Annotated in this window: 26 protein-coding genes; 9 read left to right on the forward strand and 17 right to left on the reverse strand. The window is 66.4% G+C overall.

The features are described 5' to 3' along the window. Positions 1-51: 51 nt before the first annotated feature. Entirely contained in the window at positions 52-834 is a 783-nt protein-coding gene (locus tag LC083_RS08130; RefSeq protein WP_226699926.1) for an energy transducer TonB, read from the forward strand. Between the two features lies 1 nt (position 835). Here the strand turns inward: LC083_RS08130 and aroC are convergent, their stop codons facing one another. Further along, positions 836-1,906: a chorismate synthase gene (aroC, locus tag LC083_RS08135; RefSeq protein ID WP_226699927.1), complete on the reverse strand. Its 1,071-nt coding sequence runs from the start codon at positions 1,904-1,906 to the stop codon at positions 836-838. A 116-nt stretch (positions 1,907-2,022) separates the two neighbouring features. Here aroC and ruvA point away from each other — a divergent pair, with 116 nt between their 5' ends. The 4 genes from ruvA (at position 2,023) to LC083_RS08155 (ending at position 5,506) form a co-directional block, all read left to right on the forward strand. Continuing rightward, on the forward strand, positions 2,023-2,625 hold the full coding sequence (gene ruvA, locus LC083_RS08140) for a Holliday junction branch migration protein RuvA (RefSeq protein WP_226699928.1): 603 nt from the start codon (positions 2,023-2,025) through the stop codon (positions 2,623-2,625). 11 nt (positions 2,626-2,636) lie between these two features. Continuing rightward, complete coding sequence (locus tag LC083_RS08145) at positions 2,637-3,152, forward strand: DsrE family protein (protein ID WP_226699929.1); 516 nt, start codon at positions 2,637-2,639, stop codon at positions 3,150-3,152. Position 3,153: 1 nt separating this feature from the next. Then, on the forward strand, positions 3,154-4,182 hold the full coding sequence (gene ruvB, locus LC083_RS08150; RefSeq protein WP_226699930.1) for a Holliday junction branch migration DNA helicase RuvB: 1,029 nt from the start codon (positions 3,154-3,156) through the stop codon (positions 4,180-4,182). A 196-nt stretch (positions 4,183-4,378) separates the two neighbouring features. Next, positions 4,379-5,506 carry an MYXO-CTERM sorting domain-containing protein gene (locus tag LC083_RS08155; RefSeq protein ID WP_226699931.1) on the forward strand — a complete coding sequence of 376 codons (1,128 nt, stop codon included), beginning with the start codon at positions 4,379-4,381 and terminating at the stop codon, positions 5,504-5,506. A 159-nt stretch (positions 5,507-5,665) separates the two neighbouring features. Here the strand turns inward: LC083_RS08155 and LC083_RS08160 are convergent, their stop codons facing one another. The 4 genes from LC083_RS08160 to acnA form a co-directional block, all read right to left on the reverse strand. Next, a complete protein-coding gene (locus LC083_RS08160; RefSeq protein WP_226699932.1) occupies positions 5,666-5,944 on the reverse strand; it encodes a hypothetical protein in 279 nt (92 codons plus the stop codon). Between the two features lie 143 nt (positions 5,945-6,087). Further along, positions 6,088-6,804: a prolyl hydroxylase family protein gene (locus tag LC083_RS08165; protein ID WP_226699933.1), complete on the reverse strand. Its 717-nt coding sequence runs from the start codon at positions 6,802-6,804 to the stop codon at positions 6,088-6,090. Between the two features lie 6 nt (positions 6,805-6,810). Then, on the reverse strand, positions 6,811-7,230 hold the full coding sequence (locus tag LC083_RS08170; protein WP_226699934.1) for a rhodanese-like domain-containing protein: 420 nt from the start codon (positions 7,228-7,230) through the stop codon (positions 6,811-6,813). Next, a complete protein-coding gene (acnA, locus tag LC083_RS08175; RefSeq protein WP_226699935.1) occupies positions 7,230-9,902 on the reverse strand; it encodes an aconitate hydratase AcnA in 2,673 nt (890 codons plus the stop codon). The genes LC083_RS08170 and acnA overlap by 1 nt, the downstream gene beginning before the upstream one ends. Positions 9,903-10,131: 229 nt before the next feature. On the opposite strand from acnA, the gene LC083_RS08180 reads away from it, so the two are divergent. Further along, positions 10,132-10,299: a hypothetical protein gene (locus LC083_RS08180; protein ID WP_226699936.1), complete on the forward strand. Its 168-nt coding sequence runs from the start codon at positions 10,132-10,134 to the stop codon at positions 10,297-10,299. Here the strand turns inward: LC083_RS08180 and LC083_RS08185 are convergent. Next, positions 10,296-11,180 (reverse strand): DMT family transporter, encoded by an 885-nt coding sequence (locus tag LC083_RS08185; RefSeq protein WP_226699937.1) that lies wholly within the window; start codon positions 11,178-11,180, stop codon positions 10,296-10,298. The genes LC083_RS08180 and LC083_RS08185 overlap by 4 nt on opposite strands. Before the next feature lie 132 nt (positions 11,181-11,312). On the opposite strand from LC083_RS08185, the gene LC083_RS08190 reads away from it, so the two are divergent. Further along, on the forward strand, positions 11,313-12,713 hold the full coding sequence (locus LC083_RS08190; RefSeq protein ID WP_222555004.1) for a L,D-transpeptidase family protein: 1,401 nt from the start codon (positions 11,313-11,315) through the stop codon (positions 12,711-12,713). Between the two features lie 18 nt (positions 12,714-12,731). Here LC083_RS08190 and LC083_RS08195 read toward each other — a convergent pair whose 3' ends face one another. From LC083_RS08195 to ispG, 7 genes are read right to left on the reverse strand one after another with little or no spacing between them, the layout of a single operon-like run. Beyond that, entirely contained in the window at positions 12,732-13,439 is a 708-nt protein-coding gene (locus tag LC083_RS08195; protein ID WP_222555005.1) for a murein L,D-transpeptidase catalytic domain family protein, read from the reverse strand. Continuing rightward, positions 13,436-14,356, reverse strand: a complete 921-nt coding sequence (locus tag LC083_RS08200; protein ID WP_226699938.1) for a histone deacetylase — start codon at positions 14,354-14,356, stop codon at positions 13,436-13,438. The genes LC083_RS08195 and LC083_RS08200 overlap by 4 nt, the downstream gene beginning before the upstream one ends. Positions 14,357-14,396: 40 nt before the next feature. Further along, entirely contained in the window at positions 14,397-15,818 is a 1,422-nt protein-coding gene (locus LC083_RS08205) for a hypothetical protein (protein WP_226699939.1), read from the reverse strand. A gap of 13 nt (positions 15,819-15,831) precedes the next feature. Continuing rightward, the gene (locus tag LC083_RS08210) at positions 15,832-16,323 is read right to left on the reverse strand and encodes a thioredoxin family protein (RefSeq protein ID WP_226699940.1); all 492 of its coding nucleotides are present in this window, start codon (positions 16,321-16,323) and stop codon (positions 15,832-15,834) included. Positions 16,324-16,373: 50 nt separating this feature from the next. Then, on the reverse strand, positions 16,374-16,919 hold the full coding sequence (locus LC083_RS08215) for a TIGR02281 family clan AA aspartic protease (protein WP_160608876.1): 546 nt from the start codon (positions 16,917-16,919) through the stop codon (positions 16,374-16,376). 24 nt (positions 16,920-16,943) lie between these two features. Then, positions 16,944-17,699: a hypothetical protein gene (locus tag LC083_RS08220; protein ID WP_226699941.1), complete on the reverse strand. Its 756-nt coding sequence runs from the start codon at positions 17,697-17,699 to the stop codon at positions 16,944-16,946. Continuing rightward, positions 17,696-18,835, reverse strand: a complete 1,140-nt coding sequence (gene ispG, locus LC083_RS08225) for a flavodoxin-dependent (E)-4-hydroxy-3-methylbut-2-enyl-diphosphate synthase (RefSeq protein ID WP_160608878.1) — start codon at positions 18,833-18,835, stop codon at positions 17,696-17,698. The genes LC083_RS08220 and ispG overlap by 4 nt, the downstream gene beginning before the upstream one ends. A gap of 69 nt (positions 18,836-18,904) precedes the next feature. Between ispG and LC083_RS08230 the strand changes: the two genes are divergently transcribed. Beyond that, positions 18,905-19,906, forward strand: coding sequence for a zinc transporter ZntB (locus tag LC083_RS08230; RefSeq protein WP_226699942.1), 1,002 nt, complete (start codon positions 18,905-18,907; stop codon positions 19,904-19,906). A 3-nt stretch (positions 19,907-19,909) separates the two neighbouring features. Here LC083_RS08230 and LC083_RS08235 read toward each other — a convergent pair whose 3' ends face one another. The 4 genes from LC083_RS08235 to LC083_RS08250 are packed head-to-tail and all read right to left on the reverse strand — an operon-like array spanning position 19,910 to position 21,904. Continuing rightward, a complete protein-coding gene (locus LC083_RS08235) occupies positions 19,910-20,551 on the reverse strand; it encodes an NrsF family protein (protein ID WP_226699943.1) in 642 nt (213 codons plus the stop codon). A 2-nt stretch (positions 20,552-20,553) separates the two neighbouring features. Continuing rightward, positions 20,554-21,084, reverse strand: coding sequence for a sigma-70 family RNA polymerase sigma factor (locus LC083_RS08240; RefSeq protein ID WP_226699944.1), 531 nt, complete (start codon positions 21,082-21,084; stop codon positions 20,554-20,556). Between the two features lie 25 nt (positions 21,085-21,109). After that, on the reverse strand, positions 21,110-21,568 hold the full coding sequence (locus LC083_RS08245; RefSeq protein WP_226699945.1) for a DoxX family protein: 459 nt from the start codon (positions 21,566-21,568) through the stop codon (positions 21,110-21,112). A gap of 48 nt (positions 21,569-21,616) precedes the next feature. Next, positions 21,617-21,904: a DUF2282 domain-containing protein gene (locus LC083_RS08250; RefSeq protein WP_160608883.1), complete on the reverse strand. Its 288-nt coding sequence runs from the start codon at positions 21,902-21,904 to the stop codon at positions 21,617-21,619. Positions 21,905-22,089: 185 nt separating this feature from the next. Between LC083_RS08250 and LC083_RS08255 the strand changes: the two genes are divergently transcribed. Next, complete coding sequence (locus LC083_RS08255) at positions 22,090-22,377, forward strand: hypothetical protein (protein ID WP_226699946.1); 288 nt, start codon at positions 22,090-22,092, stop codon at positions 22,375-22,377. Positions 22,378-22,462 lie beyond the last annotated feature (85 nt).

Raw genomic sequence — 22,462 nt, forward strand, 5'->3', positions numbered from 1 at the left:
GGTGTGGCAAGCCGGTTCGCGAAATCCGGATTTTCGTGCTAGGTGAAGGGGATGGGAGCTGTCCTCGCAGACCGATCCCCGCGCTCCGCGGCAGGCAACAGGCGCCTCGACTGGCGCAGCGCCGGCATTGCGGCCGGCCTGACGATCTCGCAATTCGCGCTCCTGCTGATAGCCCTCCAGATGCGTGCGGCAGTGCCCGAACCGCCGCAGCCGCTGCCGGTGATCCTGCTACCCAAAGCTGCGCCCGAACCACCGCCGCCGGTGCCCGATCCGCCTGCGGCAGAGCCGGACATCGCGGGCGGCGCACCTGCCCCCGAAGTAGCGCGCAGCCTGCCGCTGGCCCCGATCGTCCTGACCGAGCCGGAACCGGTGATGGTCGCTGTCGAGCGGCCTGATCTCGCCCTTGTACCGCCATCCGCCATAACCGGGCCGGGCGGGACCGGGCTGGGCGGCATCGGAACGGGCACGGGGTCGGGCGTAGGCAGCGGCAAGGGCGGTGGCGGCGAGGCGGCCGCGCCCAAGCGGCTGGTCCGGCTGAGCTGGGCTCCGTCGATGCGGTTCGAGCGGTTGCACCGCTACTATCCGGACGCAGCAAAGTTCGAACGGATTGCAGGCGTGGCTCGCCTCGATTGCGAGATCATCCGCCGCGACCGGGTGCGCGATTGCCGCCTGCTTGGAGAAGCGCCTGCAAATTACGGCTTCGGCGAAGCGGCTTTGCAGGCAGAGGGCGTCTATCGCCTGCAACTGCGCGAGCGCAACGGTACGCGCATCTATGGCGAACGGATCATCCTGAACGCGCATTTCAAGCCCCCGCCCGGAGGCAAGAAGCCCTAGGTCAGCGGCCCGTCTGTCCGCGGTGGAGCAGCTTGTGGTCCGCCAGCACCAGCGCCATCATCGCTTCGACCACCGGCGTCCCGCGAATGCCCACGCAAGGGTCGTGGCGGCCCTTGGTGCGCACTTGTGTCGCTTCGCCCTGCCGGTCGATACTGGCGACGGGGGTGAGGATCGAACTGGTCGGCTTGAAAGCGACGCGGCAGACCACCGGTTGGCCGGTCGAGATACCGCCCGCGATGCCGCCGGCATGGTTGGCGGCGAATTCGGGGCCGTTTTCGCCCGGCGACATGGCATCGGCGTTCTGTTCGCCGGTCAGGCGCGCAGCTTCGAAGCCGTCGCCGATCTCCACGCCCTTGACCGCATTGATGCTCATCATGCCGCTCGCCAAATCGCTGTCGAGCTTGGCATAGATCGGCGCGCCCCAGCCCGCCGGAACGCCGGTGGCGACGCATTCGACCACCGCGCCGAGCGATGATCCGGCCTTCCGCGCCTCGTCGACCAGCGCTTCCCAGCGCTTGGCGGCGGCTGCATCCGGGCACCAGAAGGGATTGCGGCCGATCTCGGCGGCATCGAAATTCGCCGGATCGATCCGGTCGCCGCCGATTTCGGCGACGTAAGCAATGATTGCGACTTCGGGGATGACCTTTCGCGCCACCGCGCCTGCTGCCACGCGCATCGCCGTCTCGCGCGCGCTGGACCGCCCGCCGCCGCGATAGTCGCGGAAACCGTATTTCGCGTCATAGGCATAGTCGGCATGGCCGGGGCGATAGGTGTTCGCGATCTCGGAATAGTCTTTCGAGCGCTGGTCGGTGTTCTCGATCAGCAGGCTGATCGGCGTGCCCGTGGTCTTGCCTTCGAACACGCCCGACAGGATGCGGACCTCGTCCGCCTCCTTGCGCTGCGTGGTGAACTTGTTCTGCCCTGGCTTGCGCGCATCCAGGAAGGGCTGGAGGTCGCCTTCGGCCAGCGCGATGCCCGGCGGGCACCCGTCGACGACCGCGCCGATGGCGGGGCCATGGCTTTCCCCCCAGGTGGTGAAGCGAAGCACGCGTCCGAAAGTGTTCCAGCTCATGGTGAGCCTTCCTGTCGCAACTGTGGGCGCGTGTCCATTCGTGCTGGACCAAATCCTTCTTGGGGGGCAAGAACAAAACGCGCTCATGCAGCGAAGCGTAGCGCGGAAAGAGACTTATGATTGCAAAGCTCAAGGGCCTGCTCGACGATACCGGTGCCGACTGGGCGGTGATCGACGTCTCGGGCGTCGGCTATCTCGTCCACTGTTCGACCAAGACGCTCGCCGCGCTGGGCGAGAAGGGCGAGGCCTGCACGCTCTATACCGACCTGCAGGTGTCGGAAAACGACATGCGGCTGCTCGGTTTCGCCGAAGCGGCCGAACGCGACTGGTTCCGCCTGCTCACCCAGGTGCAGGGCGTGGGCAGCAAGGTGGCGCTGGCGATCCTGTCCGCGCTCTCGACCGCAGAGGTGCAGCAGGCCTGCGCCAGCGGCGATGCGGCGACGGTCGCCCGCGCGAACGGCGTGGGCCCGAAACTGGCCGGACGCATCGTCAACGAACTGAAGGACAAGGCGGGCGCGCTGCCTTCCTCGGGCGGCGGCGCGGCGATGGCGGCGACCCCGGCGGGCGGGGCCAGCGCCGATGCGGTGAGCGCGCTCGAGAACCTGGGTTTCAAGCCCGCCGTCGCGGCGCGGGCGGTAGCCGCCGCGCAAGGAGAACTGGGCGAAGGCGCGAGCGAGGGTGACCTCATCCGCGTCGCCCTGAAGCGGGCAGCGGGATAAGGGGGATGACCATGCGTATCACGATAGCAATGGCGGCAGCCGCGCTGATGGCGACCGGCGCTTCGGCACAGGACATGAGCGCATTCAAGCCCGGCCCGGTCTTCCCGCAGTTCGGTCCGCACGCGCCGGTCGCGGGGATCGGGCAGGTGCCCGCCGATACCGAGTTCGCCATCGCCTTCGACGTGGCCAAGCCGGCGGACGAAGGCACGGTGAACCGCGGCTTCGAAAGCGCGGCGCGCTTCATCAACATGCACGTCGCCCACGGCGTTCCGGAAGACAACATCCGCATCGCCGTGGTCGTCCACGGCAAGGCAGTGATGGATTTGCTGGCCAGGCCCGACAATACCTCCGCCGACATGGTGCAGGTCATGCTGGGCGAGGGCGTGCGCTTCATCGTCTGCGGCCAGAGCGCCGCTGCCTATGGCGTGACACAGGAGGACCTGCTGCCGGGCGTAGAAATGGCGCTCTCCGCCATGACCGCCCACGCATTGCTGCAACAGCGCGGCTACACGGTGAACCCGTTTTGAGATGACCGAACCCGTCCCCCTCCATTCGCCCGAGCGGCAGCCGGAAGACCCGGATGCGGCACTGCGGCCCAAGAGCCTGTCCGAATTCGTCGGGCAGAAGGCGGCGCGCGAAAACCTTCGCGTCTTCATCGAGGCGGCCAAGAACCGCGGCGAGGCGATGGACCATGTGCTGTTCTTCGGCCCTCCGGGCCTTGGCAAGACCACGCTGGCGCAGATCGTGTCGAAGGAACTCGGCGTCGGTTTCCGTGCCACCAGCGGGCCGGTGATCGCCAAGGCGGGCGACCTTGCCGCGCTGCTCACCAATCTCGAACCCAACGACGTCCTTTTCATCGACGAGATCCACCGGCTCAATCCGGTGGTCGAGGAGGTGCTCTATCCCGCGATGGAGGACCGCGCGCTCGACATCATCATCGGCGAGGGGCCTAGCGCGCGCAGCGTGAGGATCGACTTGCCGCCCTTCACGCTGGTGGGCGCGACGACGCGGCAGGGCTTGCTGACCACGCCGCTGCGCGACCGTTTCGGCATCCCGGTGCGGCTCAATTTCTACACCGAGGACGAGCTGCTCAAGGTCGTGACTCGCGGGGCAGGCCTCATCGGCATGGGCATCGACGAAGGCGGCGCGCGCGAGATCGCCCGCCGTTCGCGCGGCACGCCTCGTGTTGCAGGCCGCCTGATGCGCCGCGTGCGCGATTTCGCCAGCGTGCTGGGCGAAGCGGTGGTGACCACCCGGGTGGCCGACGAGGCGCTGACCCGGCTCGAAGTCGACAGCCTCGGCCTCGATGCGATGGACCGGCGCTATCTCACCATGATCGCGACAACCTACAAGGGCGGTCCGGTGGGCGTGGAGACGCTGGCTGCGGGCCTCAGCGAGCCGCGCGACACGGTGGAAGAAGTGATCGAGCCCTATCTCATCCAGCTCGGCCTGATTGCCCGTACCGCGCGCGGGCGAATGCTCAACGATGGCGGCTGGCAGCATCTCGGCATGAGCGCGCCGCGCGCCGCGGGGCAGTCAGACATGTTCGACAAATAGGCTGAATCGTCCGGTAACATCCCGCGATTTTCCGGTCCCATAGCGGGACAGGCGTTGCGCAACGCTCGCGCCGGTCAGGAAAATTTAGTTTTGTGGCCTCATAAGGACGTGTAAATTCGTCGGTCGGGGGATTCGCGAAAATCCGGCTTTTCCGATCGATGCGGGGTAGCCCTCCGCGCAGCAGGAAGTGCATCATATGTCGGTCAAAGCAGCGCTTGCCAAATTGTCAGCCATCGCCGCCGGCGGTGCGCTCGTCGCTGGCGGCGCGGTCCACGTGGCCGAACGCCCGATCACCGATGCGCCAAGCTACAAATCCAAGAGCATCAAGCAGGCCAAGGCCAAGCCGGTTCCGATCAAGCGGGCCAAGCCGCCGGTCCGCGCCGCGCGCACCATTCCGCAGCGCGTGCTCGAATGCGTTCCCGCCGATTCGCCCGAAGCGGCCTATGATCCGAACAATGTCTGCCCGCCGGTGCAGCGCGTGGTGATGGCCCCCGTGCCGCTGCCCCCGCTGCCGCAGGCGGCCCCGCCTTCGGGCGGCGGCGGCTCGCGCTCGATCCCGGGCGGTTACGGTGGCGGATACGGCGGCGGCTTCGGCGGCGGTTTCTTCGGCGGTTTCTTCGGCGGCGGGTCGAGCGGCGGCAGCGTTGTCGTCAATTCGACCACCACCACGGGCGGCGACCTGCCCCCGATCACCGTGACCACATCGACCAGCAGCGGTGGCAGCTCGACCAGCACGTCGACCGGCGGAATCAGCACCTCCACGGGCGAGGTCAGCACCTCCAGTTCGACCTCCACCTCGACCAGCACCGGCAGCGTTTCGAGCTCGACGGGCGAAGTCTCCTCGACCTCGACCTCCTCCACCTCGGGCGATGTCACCAGCTCGACGTCCAGCTCGACCTCGGGCGACGTGTCGAGTTCGACGTCGACCTCGTCCTCGACTTCGGGCGATGTAAGCAGCTCGACCTCGACCTCCAGTTCGACGTCCACCTCGACTTCGGGTGACATCACCAGCTCGACTTCGACCAGCGGCGACCTGAGCTCGAGCACGAGTTCCTCGACCAGCACGAGCACCAGCACTTCGACATCCGGCGGCACCACCACTGGCGGCACGACGACGGGTGGCCCGCCTCCTCCTCCTCCTCCTCCTCCTCCTCCTCCGCCGCCGCCTCCGCCTCCTCCCCCGCCTCCGCCGCCGTCGAGCACGAGCAGCGGAACGGAAGTGCCCGCTCCGCCGATGATGGCGCTGTTCGGGCTGGGCGCGGCCGCGATCCTTGGCCGGCGACGCCTGCGCCAGGTGCGCGGCGCGAAGGGCGCGAAGGCCTGAATTCGAGCACCGCAGGGCCGGCATTGCCGGCTCCGCCTCAGGCCCGCCCGGCACACGTGCCGCGGCGGGCTTTTTCGTGGTCAGGGGCTGCTTGCAGCACCCACGAAAAAGGGCGCCGGCCCGAAGGCGGCGCCCTGTGTAATTCGTTGGCTTAGGAGATTAGTTGCCCGGTTCGACGCCCCGTCCGCGGGTCTGGAATTCGCGCGTCGCGTCCTTGGCGTTCTGCGCCATCCGGTCCCAATATTCCTTGGTTCCGCACAGCTTCTTCTTGAACTTCGAACCGACGATCGCGGTGCGCTTGCAGATCATGCGCTCGTCGTCGCTGTCCTCGCTCGCTGCGGCGGCGGTTTCGCCCGCAGCGGGCTGGGCGTCCTGCGCGCTCATGGTAACGGGAGCAACCAGCAGGCTTGCTGCCAGGACGATTGCGGTCTTCTTCATGTCTCTTCCTTCCGGGCCAATCGGACGGCCAAATCTGTCTCAACATTCATGGAGATAGAACTGTATTATGCACCTAGCATGACTGGATGGCAAAGCCGCTCGTCGAATAGGCTCGGCAGGTCGTAGTCCTGCAGGCCGGTTATTCAGCGGTAATTGCGGCTCCATTCTTCCTGCCGGTACCACTGCGTGATCACGTATTTCTCGCCGCTGACGACAGGCAGTGCGGCGTGGCGGGTATTTCGGTTGGGCCGCCCGCTGCGGTCCATATTGTCCCATGCGATCAAGAGGCCGGGTTTGGGCGTGACGGTCAGGCCGAGTTCGGGAAATTCTGTTTCGCCGCCTGCCTCCACCGCGTTGAGGTAGACCATTGCGGTCCAGCTGCGCTGCCCGCCGCGCCGCCGCTCGTTCTGCCAGTGGTCGCGTTCCTCGCGGAAATAGTCGCGGTGGTGGCGGTATTCCTCGCCCACGCGGTAACGCTGGCCCTGGATCGTCTCCGCATGGCTGCGAGCAATGCCGGTGACTTCGTCGATCTTGTGTCCCAGCGCGAGCGTTTCCGGCGCTTCCTGCGCAAAGAAATGCGTCGAGCTGGTGCGCGCGTTCGGCACCTTGCGCTCATTGAACAGCTTCGAGGGCTGGATGCGACTTTCGATGATGGCGATCAGCCGTTCGCACTCTGCAGGTGCGAGGAAGCCGGGCAGCAGGAACAGGTCGGCCTTGGAGCCGCCACGCTCCTGCGCGCGCGGGTCGGCAAGCAGTCGCTCGCGGACGCTGTTGCCGATGGCGGAAAGGACTTGCGGGTCGGCCATGGGGTCGACCGGACGTGGGCGCAGCAGTCCCGACAGGCGGCCGAGCAGCGTCACGCCGCCTCAGTCACGCTCGACCGGAAGGCCCGCCTTTTCCCAGGCGAGGATGCCGCCTTCAAGATGCACCGCATCGCGCCCGGTCGCATCGGCCAGCTTCTCCGCCGCCTCGGCAGAACGGCGTGCGGAACGGCAGTAGAGCACTCGCTCGGCCCCGCCCGTATCGGGCAACGCGGCGGGGTCGAAGCTGTCGAGCGGCACGTTGATCGCGCCCTCCAGGTGCCCTTCGGCGAATTCTTCGGGCGTGCGCACGTCGATCAGCTGGATCTGCTCGCCCGCCTCGATGCGTGTGGCGAGCGCCTTGGCCTCGATGGTCAGCGCGCCGGCAAGGTGCGGCGCGGCGACATCGTCGTCCGCGGTGGTCGCACCTGCCGAGCAGGCGGCGAGCAGGCCCGCCGCCGCAAGGGCAAGGAGCGACCGCAGCATCATACGGCCAGCTTGCGCAGCACGTAGTGGAGGATGCCGCCGTTGCGGTAATACTCCATCTCGTTGGCCGTATCGATGCGGCAGAGCGCGGTGAAGGTGAAGGTCGAGCCGTCTGCGCGGGTGACTTCGACTTCCAGGTCCTGGCCGGGCGTCAGGTCGGCAAGGCCGCGAATGGTGAAGCTGTCGGTCGCCGTGAGGCCGAGGCTGTTGCGCGTCTCGCCGTCCTTGAACTGGACCGGCAGCACGCCCATGCCGACGAGGTTCGAGCGGTGGATACGCTCGAAGCTTTCGACGATGACCGCGCGAACGCCCAGCAGGATCGTACCCTTGGCCGCCCAGTCGCGGCTGGAGCCGGTGCCGTATTCCTTGCCCGCGACGACGACCAGCGGCGTGCCGTCGGCCTTGTGCTTCATCGCGGCGTCGTAGATCGCCATCTGCTCGCCATTGTAGGTGGTGACGCCGCCTTCGACGCCCGGGACCATCTCGTTCTTGATGCGGATGTTGGCGAAAGTGCCGCGCATCATGACTTCGTGGTTGCCGCGGCGCGAGCCGTAGGAGTTGAAGTCCGCCTTCGAGACCTGGTGGCTCTTGAGGTATTCACCTGCGGGTGAGTCTTCCTTGATCGAACCGGCGGGCGAGATGTGGTCGGTGGTGACCGAATCGCCGAGGATGGCGAGCGGCTTTGCACCTTCGATGTCGGTGACCGGTGCCGGTTCCATGCCCATGCCTTCGAAATAGGGCGGGCTGGCGACGTAGGTGCTGACCGGGTTCCAGCGATAGGTGTCCGATGCCTCGACCTTGATCGCCTGCCAGTGCTCGTCGCCCTTGTAGACGTCGGCATAGCGGGTTTCGAACATGTTGCGGTCGATATTGGCGATGCGGTGTGCGCGCACTTCCTCGTTCGACGGCCAGATGTCGGCCAGCATCACGTCGTTGCCGTCCTGGTCCTGGCCGATCGGGGTCTGCGTGATGTCCTCGGTCACCGTGCCCTTCAATGCGTAGGCGACCACCAGCGGCGGGCTGGCGAGGAAGTTGGCGCGCACGTCGGGCGACACGCGGCCTTCGAAGTTGCGGTTACCCGACAGGACGCTGGCCGCGACGATGTCGTTGCCGTTTATTGCCTTGCTGATCGGCGGGGCGAGCGGGCCCGAGTTGCCGATGCAGGTGGTGCAGCCATAGCCGACGAGGTCGAAGCCCAGCGCGTCGAGATCGTCCTGCAGGCCGCTCTTCTCGAGGTAGTCGGTGACGACCTGCGAGCCCGGTGCGAGGCTGGTCTTGACCCACGGCTTGGGCTTGAGGCCGCGCGCGTTCGCCTTCTTGGCGACGAGGCCGGCGGCGATCAGCACGTCGGGGTTGGAGGTGTTGGTGCAACTGGTGATGGCCGCGATCACGACGTCGCCGTCACCGATGTCGTGGTCCTTGCCCTCGACGCCGACGCGTGCCGGGGCGGCCTTCTTGTAGACCTTCTCAAGGTCGGTGTTGAACAGCTCGTCCACCTGCGGCAGCGCAACGCGGTCCTGCGGGCGCTTGGGGCCGGCAAGGCTGGGGACGACCTTCGACACGTCGAGTTCGAGGGTCTTGGTGAAGACCGGCTCGTTCTCGGGCGTGAACCACATGCCCTGTTCCTTCGAATAGGCTTCGACGAGAGCGATGGTGTCCTCGTCGCGGCCGGTCAGGCGCATGTATTCGAGCGTCTTGTCGTCGATGCCGAAGAAGCCGCAGGTCGCGCCGTATTCGGGCGCCATGTTGGCGATCGTCGCGCGGTCGGCGAGGGTCAGGTTGGCGACGCCTTCGCCGTAGAATTCGACGAAGCGGCCCACCACGCCGACTTCGCGCAGCATCTGCACGCAGGTCAGCACGAGGTCGGTGGCGGTCACGCCTTCGGCCATCGCGCCGGTCAGCTTGAAGCCGACGACTTCGGGGATCAGCATCGAAACCGGCTGGCCGAGCATGGCCGCTTCGGCTTCGATCCCGCCGACGCCCCAGCCCAGCACGCCGAGGCCGTTGATCATGGTGGTGTGGCTGTCGGTGCCGACGCAGGTGTCGGGATAGGCGACCAACTGGCCGTCATCGCCAGCGGAGGACCACACGCCCTTGCCGAGGTATTCGAGGTTCACCTGGTGGCAGATGCCGGTGCCCGGGGGCACTGCGGTGAAGTTCTGGAAGCTCTTCGAGCCCCACTTGAGGAAGTCGTAGCGTTCCGCGTTGCGGGCGTATTCGAGTTCCACGTTCTTCTCGAACGCCTTGGGGTGGCCGAATTCGTCGACCATGACCGAGTGGTCGATCACGAGGTTCACGGGAACCTGCGGGTTGATCTTGGCGGTATCGCCGCCGAGCTTCGAAATCGCATCGCGCATCGCGGCAAGGTCGACCACGCAGGGCACGCCGGTGAAGTCCTGCAGCAGCACGCGCGCCGGGCGGTACTGGATTTCCTTGCCGGTGGCGGGGTTCTTCTGCCAGTCGGCAATCGCCTGCGCATCGTCGGTCGAAACGGTGAAGCCGCCGTCTTCGAAGCGCAGCATGTTTTCCAGCAGCACCTTCAGGCTGAACGGCAATTTCGACACGTCGCCGATCGTTTTCTCCGCCTTGGCGAAGGAGTAGTAGGCATAGTCCTTGCCGTTGACAGTGAGGGTGGAGCGGGTTCCGAGCGTATCCTTGCCGACCTGGGTCATGCGCGCATTCGTCCTTGATCTAGAATGGGGCCTTTCGCGCCTGTGCGGGCGGGCGGGCACAATGTGCCGCGCACCTGCGCCGAGACGGGCGAAAAATCAAGGCCCGCCGCCTAGGCAAAACGTCTCATCGGGAACAAAAGCGCCGCTTCATGGCTTATTAAGGCAAAATTGGGGCAACGGCGCCGGATGGCCAGTCCAGTCGAGGCGCGGCCCGCCAGAGGAGCATGACATGACTGCCCAGTCGCAGGCGCACACCCGTTCGCGCCGCACCCTTCGTATCGCCGTAACTGCAGCCGCACTTGGCGTGATCGGCTGCTTCAGCGCCGCCTTCACCTGCGCTGGAAACACCGCGCAGGCTAGCGAACAGCCCGATACGCTGATCGCCGCTGCCCGCTAAAGCGCGGTCTGTTCGGTCCGGCGGCGGGTCGCAATCCAGCAGCCGATGACGATCAGTACTGCCCCGGCCACGGTCAGGGGGCGGATCGGTTCGGCGAAGAACAGCCAGCCGAATAGCGATGCCCATAGGAAGCCGGTGTATTCGATCGGCACCAGCCGCTGCGTTTCGCTGCGGGCATAGGCCCAGATGAACAGCATAGCGGCAAGGATCGCCAGCACGGCGGCAAGGCCGAGCAGCATCACCGTCTCGCGGTCCGGCAGAACCAGCAGGAAGGGCGCGCCGACGCCGAGCACCAGCGTCACCATCCCGTTCTGGAAGGTGCTCGCCTCGAGCGGCGAGGACACCAGCGCCTGTTGCCGCTGGAGGATGAGGTTCCAGGCGAACAGGACGGCGGATACCAGCACCAGCGCGATGCCGAAGGCGGCATCGCCGTCCAGCCGTTCGCGCCCGATACGGCCCGCCACGATCACGATCACGCCCACCAGCCCGAGGATCGTCCCGGCAACGGCGCGCGGGCGGATGACCTCGCCCAGCAAAAGCCGCGCGAGATAAAGCGCGATCAGCGGCGCGACGAAGCTGATGGCGATGGCTTCGGCGAGCGGGAGGTACACCAGCGAGGCGAAGAAGCTCCAGCCCATGAAGGCGATGACCGTGCCGCGCACCAAATGGATGCGTAGCACGCGGCCCCTCGGGAAGACCCTTGTGCGCCACCACCATATCGGCGCCAGCAGCAAGCTGCCCATCAGGCAGCGCAGCAGGAAGGCGCTATAGGCCCCGATCGCCAGCGCGCCGCCCTTCATTACGGCGTCCATCGCCGCGAACAGCGCGATTCCCAGCGTTGCCGCCAGTACCGGGCGGATCGAGTTGTCCTGCGCGCTCATGTGCGCCGGGCATATTACGGGCAGGCGAGAAGGTCACGCCGGTTCATCCTTGTGCAAGCCGCACACGTGGATAAAGGGCCAAACAATTGCTAATGAAGGCCGATCCGAAACGGACGGCATCCGGTGGGCTGAATGACTATCAAGACTCTTCTTCTTTCCGGCGCGGCTGGCGCCATTCTTCTTGCAGGCACTGCGCAGGCGCAGAACAGCGCGCCCGAAAGCCTCCTGCCGGCCACCAAGGCACAGCCGGCCAAACCCGCCCCTGCAAAGCAGCAGAGCGTCGATGAAGCCTTCGGCGATATCCGCATGGAAAGCGGCGAAGTCGTGCAGGAAGTGCCCTCGCTGGAAGGCGAATGGTCGGTCGAACAGGTCGAGGCGCTGCTCGCTTATATCCCGACCGTTGCCGCCGAAGGGCTGAACCCGGCCGATTACCGCGCCGACGAGCTCAGCGAACTGCTGACCGTCAAGGGGCCGGGCGGCGAGGTGAACCGCATGGCGAGTGAAATCTTCGTCTGGCTGGTCGAGGATTTGCGCGACGGGCGCACGCCGATGGAATCGCGCCGCCAGTGGTTCGTCGTCGATCCCGATGCGGACCGCCTGCCGACCTGGAAGCTGCTGGAAGAAGCGCTGGCGAGCGGCGACATCGCCGGCACGCTCGATTCGCTCGACCCCGTGCACCCCGATTACGACAGGCTGCGCACCGAGCTGGCGTCGGCCAAGGATCCTGCCAAGCGCAAGCTGATCCGCGCCAATATGGACCGCTGGCGCTGGCTGCCGCAGGACCTCGGCAAGCAGTACCTGCTAACCAACGTGCCCGAATACAAGCTGCGGCTGACCGTCAATGGCCGCATCATCAAGAGCTACCGCACCATCGTCGGCAAGCCGGGCCGCACCGCGACCCCGCAGCTGGCCGAAATGGTCGAGGCAGTCATCTACAACCCGACCTGGACCGTCCCGCAGTCGATCGTGAAAGGCGAAGGCCTGGGCGCGAAAGTGCTGGGCAATCCCGGCTGGGCCAAGGCCGCCGGCTACAAGGCGACCAAGGGCGCCAATGGCTGGGTCACCGTGGTTCAGCAGCCGGGGCCGCAGAACGCGCTCGGCCTGATGAAGCTCGACATGCCCAATCCGCACGCGATCTTCCTGCACGATACGCCCAGCCGCAATCTGTTCGCGCAGGACAACCGCGCGCTCAGCCACGGCTGCATCCGCGTGCAGGGTGCACGCGAACTGGCCATGACGATGTCGCTGCTCGGCAATGCGGAAAACAAGGACGAATTCCCCGCCATCATCGAGGAAGTCTCGCAGATCACCGCGAGCGGCGAGTACACGCGCTATGCGATGGAGAAGCAGTGGCCGGTCTACATCACCTATTTCACCATGGCGAGCGACGTCGACGGGGTGATGAAGACCTTCGGCGACATCTACGACCGCGATGCGCCGGTTCTTGCCGCGCTCGATGCGCCGCGCCAGTCCAACCGCGCCCGCGAAACGAGCGAGGAAGTCGTCGAGATCGTCGACGACATGCAGACCTGAGCCATTAGGGAATAAGGCCTAGTAAAGGCCGGGATTGGTGCGCTCGAACGTGCCGCCCCCCGGCCGCAGGAGCAGGTCCATCTGCGCCATCGGCGGGGGCAGCTGGCTGCCGTCCGCTTCGAGGCCGAGGCTTTCGGCAAACAGCAGGCGCCCGCCGCTCAGCTTCAGAAGCACCTTGTCGAACTGGTCGGGGCCGAGCGCGAAGCACCCGTTCGACCGGCCGAGCCGCCCGTAGCGCGAGATATGTTCGGGCCGTGCATATTCGGCCGGATGCATCACGATGGCGCGCGGCAGGGCGTTGGAGTTGGTCGGGTCCAGCCCGTCCAGCCTGATCGAGGTGCCGTAGCGCCCGCGATACCAGCTGCGCGTCATATAGGCACCGCGGCTGGTCGCCTCGCTGCCTTCGATGTTGGAATAGCGCTTCAGCCAACCGTCGTGCTCGCCGTCGGAACCCGTGCCGTGAGTGACGAAGAAGCTTTCAACCCGCTCGTTCTCGAGATCGACGAAGTGGAAGCGTTCCTTGGCCGAATGGAGGCCGAAATCGGCAATGCCGACGATATCCTTCTTCCAGATATCCGCGCCAACGCGGTCCAGCTGGCGGCGGGCGATCTCGATCAGCTTGCGGTCGCGCGAGGAGGTCGGATTGACCTGCGCAAAGACGCGCGCGGGCAGCGCGGCAGCGGTTGCGGCTGCAATGGTACCCTTGATGAGATCGCGACGCTTCATGGTTTCTGGCTTATAACATAGGACGTGCTGCGCGAAAATGAATGGTCGAATGCGACATTCGCCTGCGCGCAGGTAAGCATGGAACGCGCGTGCCGCCGTGCGACTTCCAGCGGATCGGTCCCGTATCCGCCACCAAGCGCACTTGCGAGCGGGAGTCCACGCCCGCGCACCGCGTTCACGACGAAGCGGTCGCGCGCCGCGATACCTTCATCGCTCAGGGCCAGCCGGCCTAGCCGGTCGTCCGCATGGACGTCCACACCGGCTTGGTACAACACGATATCCGGCGCGAAGCTGTCGAGGACCTGCGGCAGGTGGCGTTCCAGCGCTTCCAGATAGCCGTCGTCGTCCGTCCCGTCGGCCAGCGGCACGTCGAGGCTGGAGCGCGCCTTGCGCACCGGGAAGTTCTTTTCCGCGTGGAGCGACAGGGTGAAAATGTCGTCGCGCCCGGCCGTTAGGCTGGCGGTCCCGTCGCCCTGGTGCACGTCGAGGTCGACCACCAGCACGCGCGCCGCATCGCCTTGTGCAATCAGGCGGTTGGCGCAGACGGCAAGGTCGTTGAACACGCAGTAACCCGCACCGGTATCGTGCAGCGCGTGGTGGCTGCCGGCCGCGGAATTGGCGGCATAGCCATGCTCGAAGGCAAGCTGCGCTGCGAGCCACGTGCCGCCATTGGTATGCGTTACGCGGCTGGCGATATGCGGGGTGACGGGAAAGCCGATGCGGCGTTCCTTGTCGGGCGGGACCGCGGCGCTCAGCACTTCCTCGACGTAAGCGGGGCAATGGACCGCCTCTAGCCACTGGCGCGGGCAGGGCGGGGGCGCGTGTTCGGTAATCGGCTCGCCGCTTTCGCGCAGCACCTGCATGACCGCCCGGTACTTGTCGAAACGGAAGGTCCCGCGCGCGGGCGCGGGCGCCATGTAATCGACGTGGTGGACGACGTGGAGGATGGCGCGCCCTCTAGCCTGCCTGCGCTTCTGCCGCAGCCTTGGCCGCCAGCTTCTGGAGGTTCGGCATGGCCGCCATCACCGCCCCCTGCATCTCGGCAATGATGCCGAGCCGCTCCGGCGCGGTCTCGCGCAACTGGCGGATCGTCGGGGCCGAGGGATCGAGCCGCGATGCCGCGAGGAACTCGGACACCTTCGGGTTCTGCGCCCAGGTGAATCGGTTGATGCCGGTGCCGAGGATGATGCCGGCATAGCCGTCGATATTGTCGATGAAGGACACCGGGCGGCAGAGCGCGTTCTTTTCCTCGTCCGTGTCGAAATTCGCTTCGATGAAGGCGCTGACCGCGGAATTGAGCGTCACCAGCGGGACATGCAGCAATTGCAGCACGATGCGGTCACCCTGCCACTGCGGCGCGACCGGCTTGGGCCGGACGGCCGAAGCGGTGCAGTCGATGTAGAGCGTGCCTTCGGGCATCGCGACATCGCCACCTTGCAAGATCATGCGCCCATGCTCGACCGCCTCGACGCGGCCCATGCGCACGACATTGCCGATGCCGCGCAGCCGGTCGACTTCGCCCTGCGAGATCGTGGCGTAGTGGAACATTTCCGGCTCCACGTCGCGGTCGATGCGCAGCATCACGCCGTCGCGTTCCAGCTGGTGGAAGATCTCCGCCCCGCTGGTGGCAGTGGCGGCGGCCTTCATGATGGCGATCTGGCCGCCGATGGTGCTGTCGAAGAACTGTTCGCCCGGTTGGACGGTAGCGCGGTTGATCAGCCAGCTTTCGCGCGGTTTCACCCAGGTGATGCTGTCGGCCGGGATGCCCGCCTCCAGCAGCCAGACGCCGGTGTCCATCGCGGTCTTGCCCGCGCCGAGAATGCAGTAATGCGGCGGCAGCGGCCCGCTCTTCCAGAGGTCCGGCAGCGCGCCGGGCACGACGACACGCACGCCGTCGGTGACCGTGAAGGCCCGCTTGTGGGTCGAGGGGACGGAGGTTTCGAAATAGGTCGTGTCGACCAGTTTGCGGCGGACCGTCACCTGCGTTTCCTCGCCCGAGAAGATGTTCCGGAAGCCTCGCTCGCCATGATATTCGCTGTTCGGGAAGTACTGCACTCGGCCCGTGGGCAGCAGGTGGTCGCGCATGACGGACTGGAAATAGGCGAGGACTTCGGCCCCGCTCGCCAGTTCGAAAAAGCCCTTGTTGGGACCGGCCTCGTCGATCCGGTCCTGCCCCAGCGGCACCCGGTTGACCCCGTAGGACGAACTCGGCTGGTGCAGCGCGACGAAGGAATAGGCATCGTTCCAGTGCCCGCCGGGCGCCGAATGACGGTCGACCATGACCACCGTCGCCTGTTCGTCCTGATCGAGCAGCGTGTCGACGAAGGAGAGCGCGGTCGCACCCGCGCCGATGACCAAGTAATCCGCTTCGAGAGCCATTGCGCCGTATCTCCTATCCGGCGAGGCCGACCAGTTCCTCGTAGATTGCATCCTCGCTGCGACTCGCAGCATTGCGCCACGTCGTTGCCGTGTCCGCATTGACCAGTGTGCCGTCAGCAGTGACGACCAGCAAGTTCGGCGTGCCGGGCAGTTCTTCGAGGCCAAAGCGTTGCGCGATGTCGAGATTGTGCCCGTCGCCCGTCTGCGGAAGGCCGACGTTGACGTAGACGAGTTCGTACTTGCTCTCGACCAGTTCGGCGAACCGCGGCGTTTCCAGCCAGCCTGCCAGCGCGCGGCTGTCGTGGCACCAGTTCCCGCCCATCACCAGCAGCAGGCGGGTGCCGCGCTCGGACGCGCGGGCCAGCGCCGCATCGACTTCGCCCATCGGGTTCTTTGTCACCGCATAGGGCCGTGCCTCGGGATGGGCCGGTGCGGCGGTTTCGGGAACGGTGGCGCAGGCAGCGAGCGAGAGGCTGGCGAGCAGGAGGAGCGGTGTGCGGTGCATCACCGGTTCTTAGCGAGCGTCATGCCGGGCCGAAAGCCCCGCCTTCGCAATCACATGTTGGACAGCACCATCTGCCCGCCGCGGATTTCCACGCTGCGGACATGGGCGAGGTAGCTCTGGCCGAGCAGGGAGACGTCCAGTCCTTCGGGAATGATGATCGCCTCGACATTGCGGGCGGTGATGCCGCCGACATCGATTTCGGGAATGCGCCGGATGACGCCGTGCACATCGCCGCTCGCACCGCGGCCGACGACGGCGACTTCGTGCTGTTCCCAGCTCAGACCAGCCGCGCGGGCATCGTCCCCGGTCAGCGCCACGACCGATGCGCCGGTGTCGACGATCACGTTGAACTTTGCCGCACCCACGCTGGCGCTGGAATAATAGTGGCCGTCGCCCGCGCGTTCGAGGCGCACCTCGCCGTACCATTCGCCGCCCTGCTGGGCTTCGATCACGGCATCGCTCGACCACGGGTTGGGCGAGGAGTTGAAGCGTTTCACCTCTCCCGGCTCCTCTGCGGCCACGCCCGGATGGTCGCGCACGGCGAACGCGGCGAGGCCCGAAATGGCGGCAACGATGAAGAGCAGCGGCCTGATCATGGCCGCAAACCTAGCGGGAAGGGATTAAACCGCCGTAAAGCCCGCGTCGTCGCCCTTGTCGAGCGGTTCGGACAACGGACGGTAGCCGTGGTGGATAGCGGTGCCCCATGCGCCCGCCAGCAGGCCGACGACGAGGCTGTCGAAGACCATCAGCGCCCAGACCAGAGCCTTGTCCGCGCCCATCGCCCAGACGTGGTTCTGCGAATGCAGCCACATCAGCGGGACGAGGACGATGGCCGAGAAGATCACGATGCGCAGCGCTGCGCCCCAGCCAGAGCGATAGACGGAGGCAAGCGTTGCAGACCGGTCGCCGACCAGTCCTGCGATGAGCATGACGAAGATCGGCAGGGTAATGATGCTGAAGGCAATCGAGATCGCTTGGACGGTCGTTTCGCCGTAGTGCGCGGCACCGATTTCGAGGCCCGTGCTGGCCAGCCCCACCACGATGTTGGCGACCAGCGCTATGCCGAAGACCTTCCACGCGATCCCCTTGATCGACCACCAGGGCAACCCTTCGCGCCGCGCCGCCCAGAAGCGGATCGCGGCGAGGATGGCGATCAGGTAGCCGGCGAGCTTGGCATAGCCGAAGGCCCAGCGCGTCTCGCCGTTCGATACCGCGCGTGCGGTCTCGATATCGTCGAACATGCCAAGGTTTATCTCGGCCACGTGCTGGATGAAATCCGGCACGATCGCGATGAGGGGGATGACCGGCGCAAGCAGCCAGATACGGCCGCTGTCGCGCAGGACATCAACGATGCGGCGCGCGAATGCCTTGATCACTCGGCGGCGACCGCGTGCGGATCGAAAGCGACCGCGTCACCGGCCTCGATGGCGGCGGCCTTTTCCTCCACCAGCCGGACGATGTGGTCGAGCATGTCCTCGTTCTCGATATGGTGATCCTTCACGCCCGAGAGATAGACCATGTGCTTGCCATTGCCGCCGCCGGTCAGGCCGATGTCGGTCTCGCGCGCTTCGCCCGGACCGTTGACGACGCAGCCGAGAACCGAAAGGCTCATGGGCGTCTTGATGTGTTCGAGCCGCTTTTCCAGCGCCTCGACCGTGCGGATGACGTCGAAGCCCTGGCGCGAGCAGCTGGGGCAGGAGACGACGCGCACGCCGCGGGTCCTGAGGCCCAGCGCCTTCAGCATCTCGAAGCCGACTTTCACTTCCTGCTCCGGCTCGGCCGACAGCGACACGCGGATCGTGTCGCCGATGCCGGCCCACAGCAGGCTGCCGATGCCGATGGAGGACTTGACCGTCCCGCCGATGAGGCCGCCCGCTTCGGTGATACCTAGATGCAGCGGGCAGTCCACCGCTTCGGCAAGGCCGTGATAGGCCGCAACCGCGAGGAACACGTCGGACGCCTTCACCGCGACCTTGTATTCGTGGAAATCATGGTCCTGCAGCAGCTTGATGTGGTCGAGCGCGCTCTCGATCAGTGCCTCGGGGCACGGCTCGCCGTATTTTTCGAGCAGGTCCTTCTCGAGGCTGCCCGCGTTCACGCCGATGCGGATCGCGCAGCCGTTCGCCTTGGCGGCGCGCACGACTTCGGCAACGCGTTCGGACGAGCCGATATTGCCCGGATTGATGCGCAGGCAGGCCGCGCCCTTGTCGGCGGCCTCCAGCGCGCGCTTGTAGTGGAAGTGGATGTCCGCAACGATCGGGACATTCGCCGCCTTGGTGATCTTGTCGAAATTCGCAGTCGCTTCCTCGGTCGGGCAGGACACGCGAATGATGTCGGCGCCCACATCCTCGCAGCGGCGGATCTGGTCGATCGTCGCCCCCACGTCTTCGGTGGGCGTATTGGTCATGGTCTGCACGGTAATCGGCGCATCGCCCCCGACAGGGACATTGCCGACCATGATCTGGCGGGACTGGCGGCGCTCGATAGTGCGCCAGGGACGTACGGATGACATGGGGGCGATATAGAGGCGCTTCGATGAAGGGGCAATGACAGGCCGCACGACTTGGGGCATGAGACGCGCATGAGCGAAGCGACCGACGAAATCTCGACCCAGACCCCGCTGTTGTTCGGGCGCGTGATGGACGGCAAGGGCGGGGCCCGGCCCATCGGCTGGGACGAGGCGCAGGGATGGACGCCGCAGTCGGCGGACGAAGTGCTGTGGCTGCACCTGCGCCGCGATTTTGCAGGCACGCGCCTGTGGCTCGAAAACGAGCTCCGCATGCCCGAGCCCACTGCCGAACTGCTGACCAGCGACCAGACACGGCCGCGCGCCTTTCGCGAGGACGATACGCTGGTGGCGACATTGCGAGGCATCAATTTCAATCCGGGCGCAGAACCGGAAGACATGATCTCGATGCAGCTGTGGAGCGACGGGCAGCGCCTCATCACCCTGCGCCGCGCGCCGATGCAGACCCCGCGCGAGGTGATGGGTATGCTCGACCGCGGCGACGGCCCGCTCGATGCAGGTGGCACCATCACGCTGCTGGCGGAACTGCTCATCACCCGCATGAGCCAGTCGATCGTCGACATGAACCAGGTGCTCGACGAACTGGAAGACGAGGACCCGGAGAAAGACCCCGAAGGGATGCTGAAGCGCATCTCCACCATCCGGCGCAACTGCCTCAGCCTCAAGCGCCACATGGCCCCGCAGCACGAGGCGCTGGAGCAGATCAGCCGCGATTCGCCCGACTGGTTCGAGGAAGAGGACCGCCGCGAGATCGCGGAAAGCATCGCGCGCCTGCGGCGCTATCTCGACGATATCGACATCAGCAAGGAAAGCGCCGTCGTGCTGCAGGACGAACTGCGCGCCCGCAGCCTCGCCAGCAGCGAACATGCGACCTACATGCTGACCATCGTGGCAGGTATCTTCCTGCCGCTGTCGTTCCTTACCGGCCTGCTCGGCATCAATGTCGGCGGCATGCCGGGGGCCGACAATCCCGAGGCGTTCTGGGTAGTGGTGACCGCCTGCCTTGCGGTTTTCGTCACGCTGATCGTGGTCTTCCGCCGCCTGCGCTGGCTCTAGGCCCTACCAGCGCACCAGCGGGGGCACGGCGATCCGGCCGACGAGCCCCATCAGCGCGACCGGCGCGACATGCCAGATGCCGAGGTGGTCGATGGTGTCGATCGGGCAGGCAAGGCCGTAGGCGAAGCTGCCGATGGCGCCTGCTGCAATGCCGGTGAACAGCCCTGCCGCACCTAGCGAGACAGGCGCGCCGCGCCGCAGCCACAGCACCAGCGCTGTCGCCGTCACGAGGCCGAAGCCTGCGCCGGCAAGGAAGCACTCGAAGCCGTAGCGATCGCTCGACACTGCCGCGTAAAACCCGCCTGCACCCAGCGCGAGCAGTGCGGTCAGGGGCAGCAGGCCGAGCATGGCCGCCGACCAGCGCGCGCCTTCGTGGCGGTTGCCGACGCGCGGGCTCGCCATGGAGATGACCGCGCCTGCCGCTGCCACGCCGAGCAGGCCCAGCATGCCGTTGGCGATAAAGAAAATGCTCGACGCAGCGCCGGTGGCGATGCCGCGCCACAGCCCGTCGACCAGTTCGACCAGCACCACTGTGGCAAGCGCCGACAGCGCGACCAGCAGCGCACCGTGCCAGGGGCGGATCGGGGCGACGGGGGCGAGATCGGCCGCCAGTTCGTCGATCAGCGGATTGGGGACCCGGTTCATTGTCATTCGGCCTTTTCTACGAGCGCGGACAGCTTCTTCAGCCCGCGATGGATGTTCACCTTGACCAGGCTTTCGCTCTGCCCGGTCCGTTCTGCGGCTTCCGCTATGGAGAGCCCCTCTATCTTCACCAGTTCGATGACCTCCACCTGCCGGTCGGGCAGGTGCACGAACAACCTCTCGAGGCTCATTCGGGCCATCACGGCTTCTTCCTCGCTGTCTTCGGCGGCATCGTGGTCGCCCAGCTCGTCTTCCGCGCTGCGATAGACCTTGCGCAGGTGATCGACCCAGCGATAGCGCGCGATGGCTGCCAGCCAGGGGTAGAAGGCGCGGGTGGGGTCCCAGGTGGCGCGCTTGGCATGCACTGCCATCATCACCTCCTGCACCAAATCGTCGAGCTGGGCGGGCGGTACGCGTTTCCTGAAATAGCGCGCCAGCCACAGCTGCACTTCGCCCAGCAGGACGCGGTACATCTCGCGGTCGCCGCTCTGCGCGGCCGCCATCATGTGCGCCATGCTGGCTTCGTCGGCGATCATCGCTGCCCCTCCGCAAGCATGGCTATCACGCCGCCCGCCGCGAGGCGAGGAGCGCGTCGAGCGACAGCGCCCCGCCGCCGCGCGAAACGAGAATCGCAGCCATGGCAACCCAGACGATATGCGTGCTCCACCAGGCCTCCGGATAAACGAAGAGCTGGATCACCAGCGTCATTCCCAGCAGCGACAGCGCGGCAAAGCGCGTGAACAATCCGGCGACCAGAAGGGCGGGAAACAGGTGCTCGGCATAGGTGGCCAGCGGTGCCGCGATGTCGGCGGGCAGGGGCAGGCCGGTATATTCGTATTCGAACAGGAAGACGGCATTGTCGCTGACAGTCAGCGCCGTGCCGTCCTCCACCTTGGTGCGGCCCGAGCGCCAGAAAATCCCGGCCAGCGCCACGCGGGTGAGAAGCAGTGCGAGGCTTTCCGGCCCGCGCGATGCGAGCCAGGCGGCCAGGCGGTCGTAGGGGGTCAGTACTCGCTGCATGTCTCACCTCGTCATGGGCTGGCCGGGCAGGCGGGAGGGACGCGTGGCTCAGCGCTTCACGGGCGTGAGCGAACCCTTGCCCTTGGGCGTGGAGATGGTTTCGCAGCTGCCCTTCTTGACCAGCTTCCAGGCATCGCCCTGCCAGTCGCGGGTGGACGTGCCTGCGCAGCTGGTGCCGGGGCCGGCGGCGCAGTCGTTCTCGCCTGCCTTGGCGACGCCGTAGCACTTCTCCATCGCCGGTTTCTTCTGCGCGGCGGCAGGGCTGGCGGCGAGCGTGGCGGCGATGCCGGCAGTGAGGGCAAGACCCGCAAGGCGGGCGATCGATTGATTGTGCATGGCAAGTCTCTCTTGTTCTCGAATGCTGTGTCGGGGCGGGGGCGCCGCAACTGGCAGGTCATTCGGGGCGAGAGGCGGGGCGGTTACGCCGGCTTGTGAAAAAATTGCCTGTAACCGGTCGCTTGCCGGGGGCGAAGGATGCCGGGTGCACCGACGCACGCATCAGATCACAAGGAATGGATGCCATGAACCTCGCTACCCGCAAGACAGCCACCGCCGCCGCCGCCGCGGCCTTTGCCCTTTCGTCGATGAGCGCGCTTGCCGCGCCTGCCCCCGCCGGCAGCAGCGGCGCGGCGATCGCCGCTGACGATACCGTCCATTGCTACGGCGTGCACAGCTGCAAGGGCCAGGCCGACTGCGCCACCAGCGAGAACGCCTGCAAGGGCCAGAACGAATGCAAGGGCCACGGCTTCAAGGCAATGAAGGCGGGCGAATGCCTGACCAAGGGCGGGACGATCGGCGACATCGGCTGATCTCACTGCCCCAAGCGGGCGGCCCGGCGTGCGGGGGATCCTCCCCCTTCGTATCCCCCAACGTCCCTCGCCGGGTCGCCTTTTC

Source organism: Qipengyuania gaetbuli (assembly GCF_020524765.1).
In the GTDB taxonomy this organism is placed as follows: domain Bacteria; phylum Pseudomonadota; class Alphaproteobacteria; order Sphingomonadales; family Sphingomonadaceae; genus Qipengyuania; species Qipengyuania gaetbuli_A.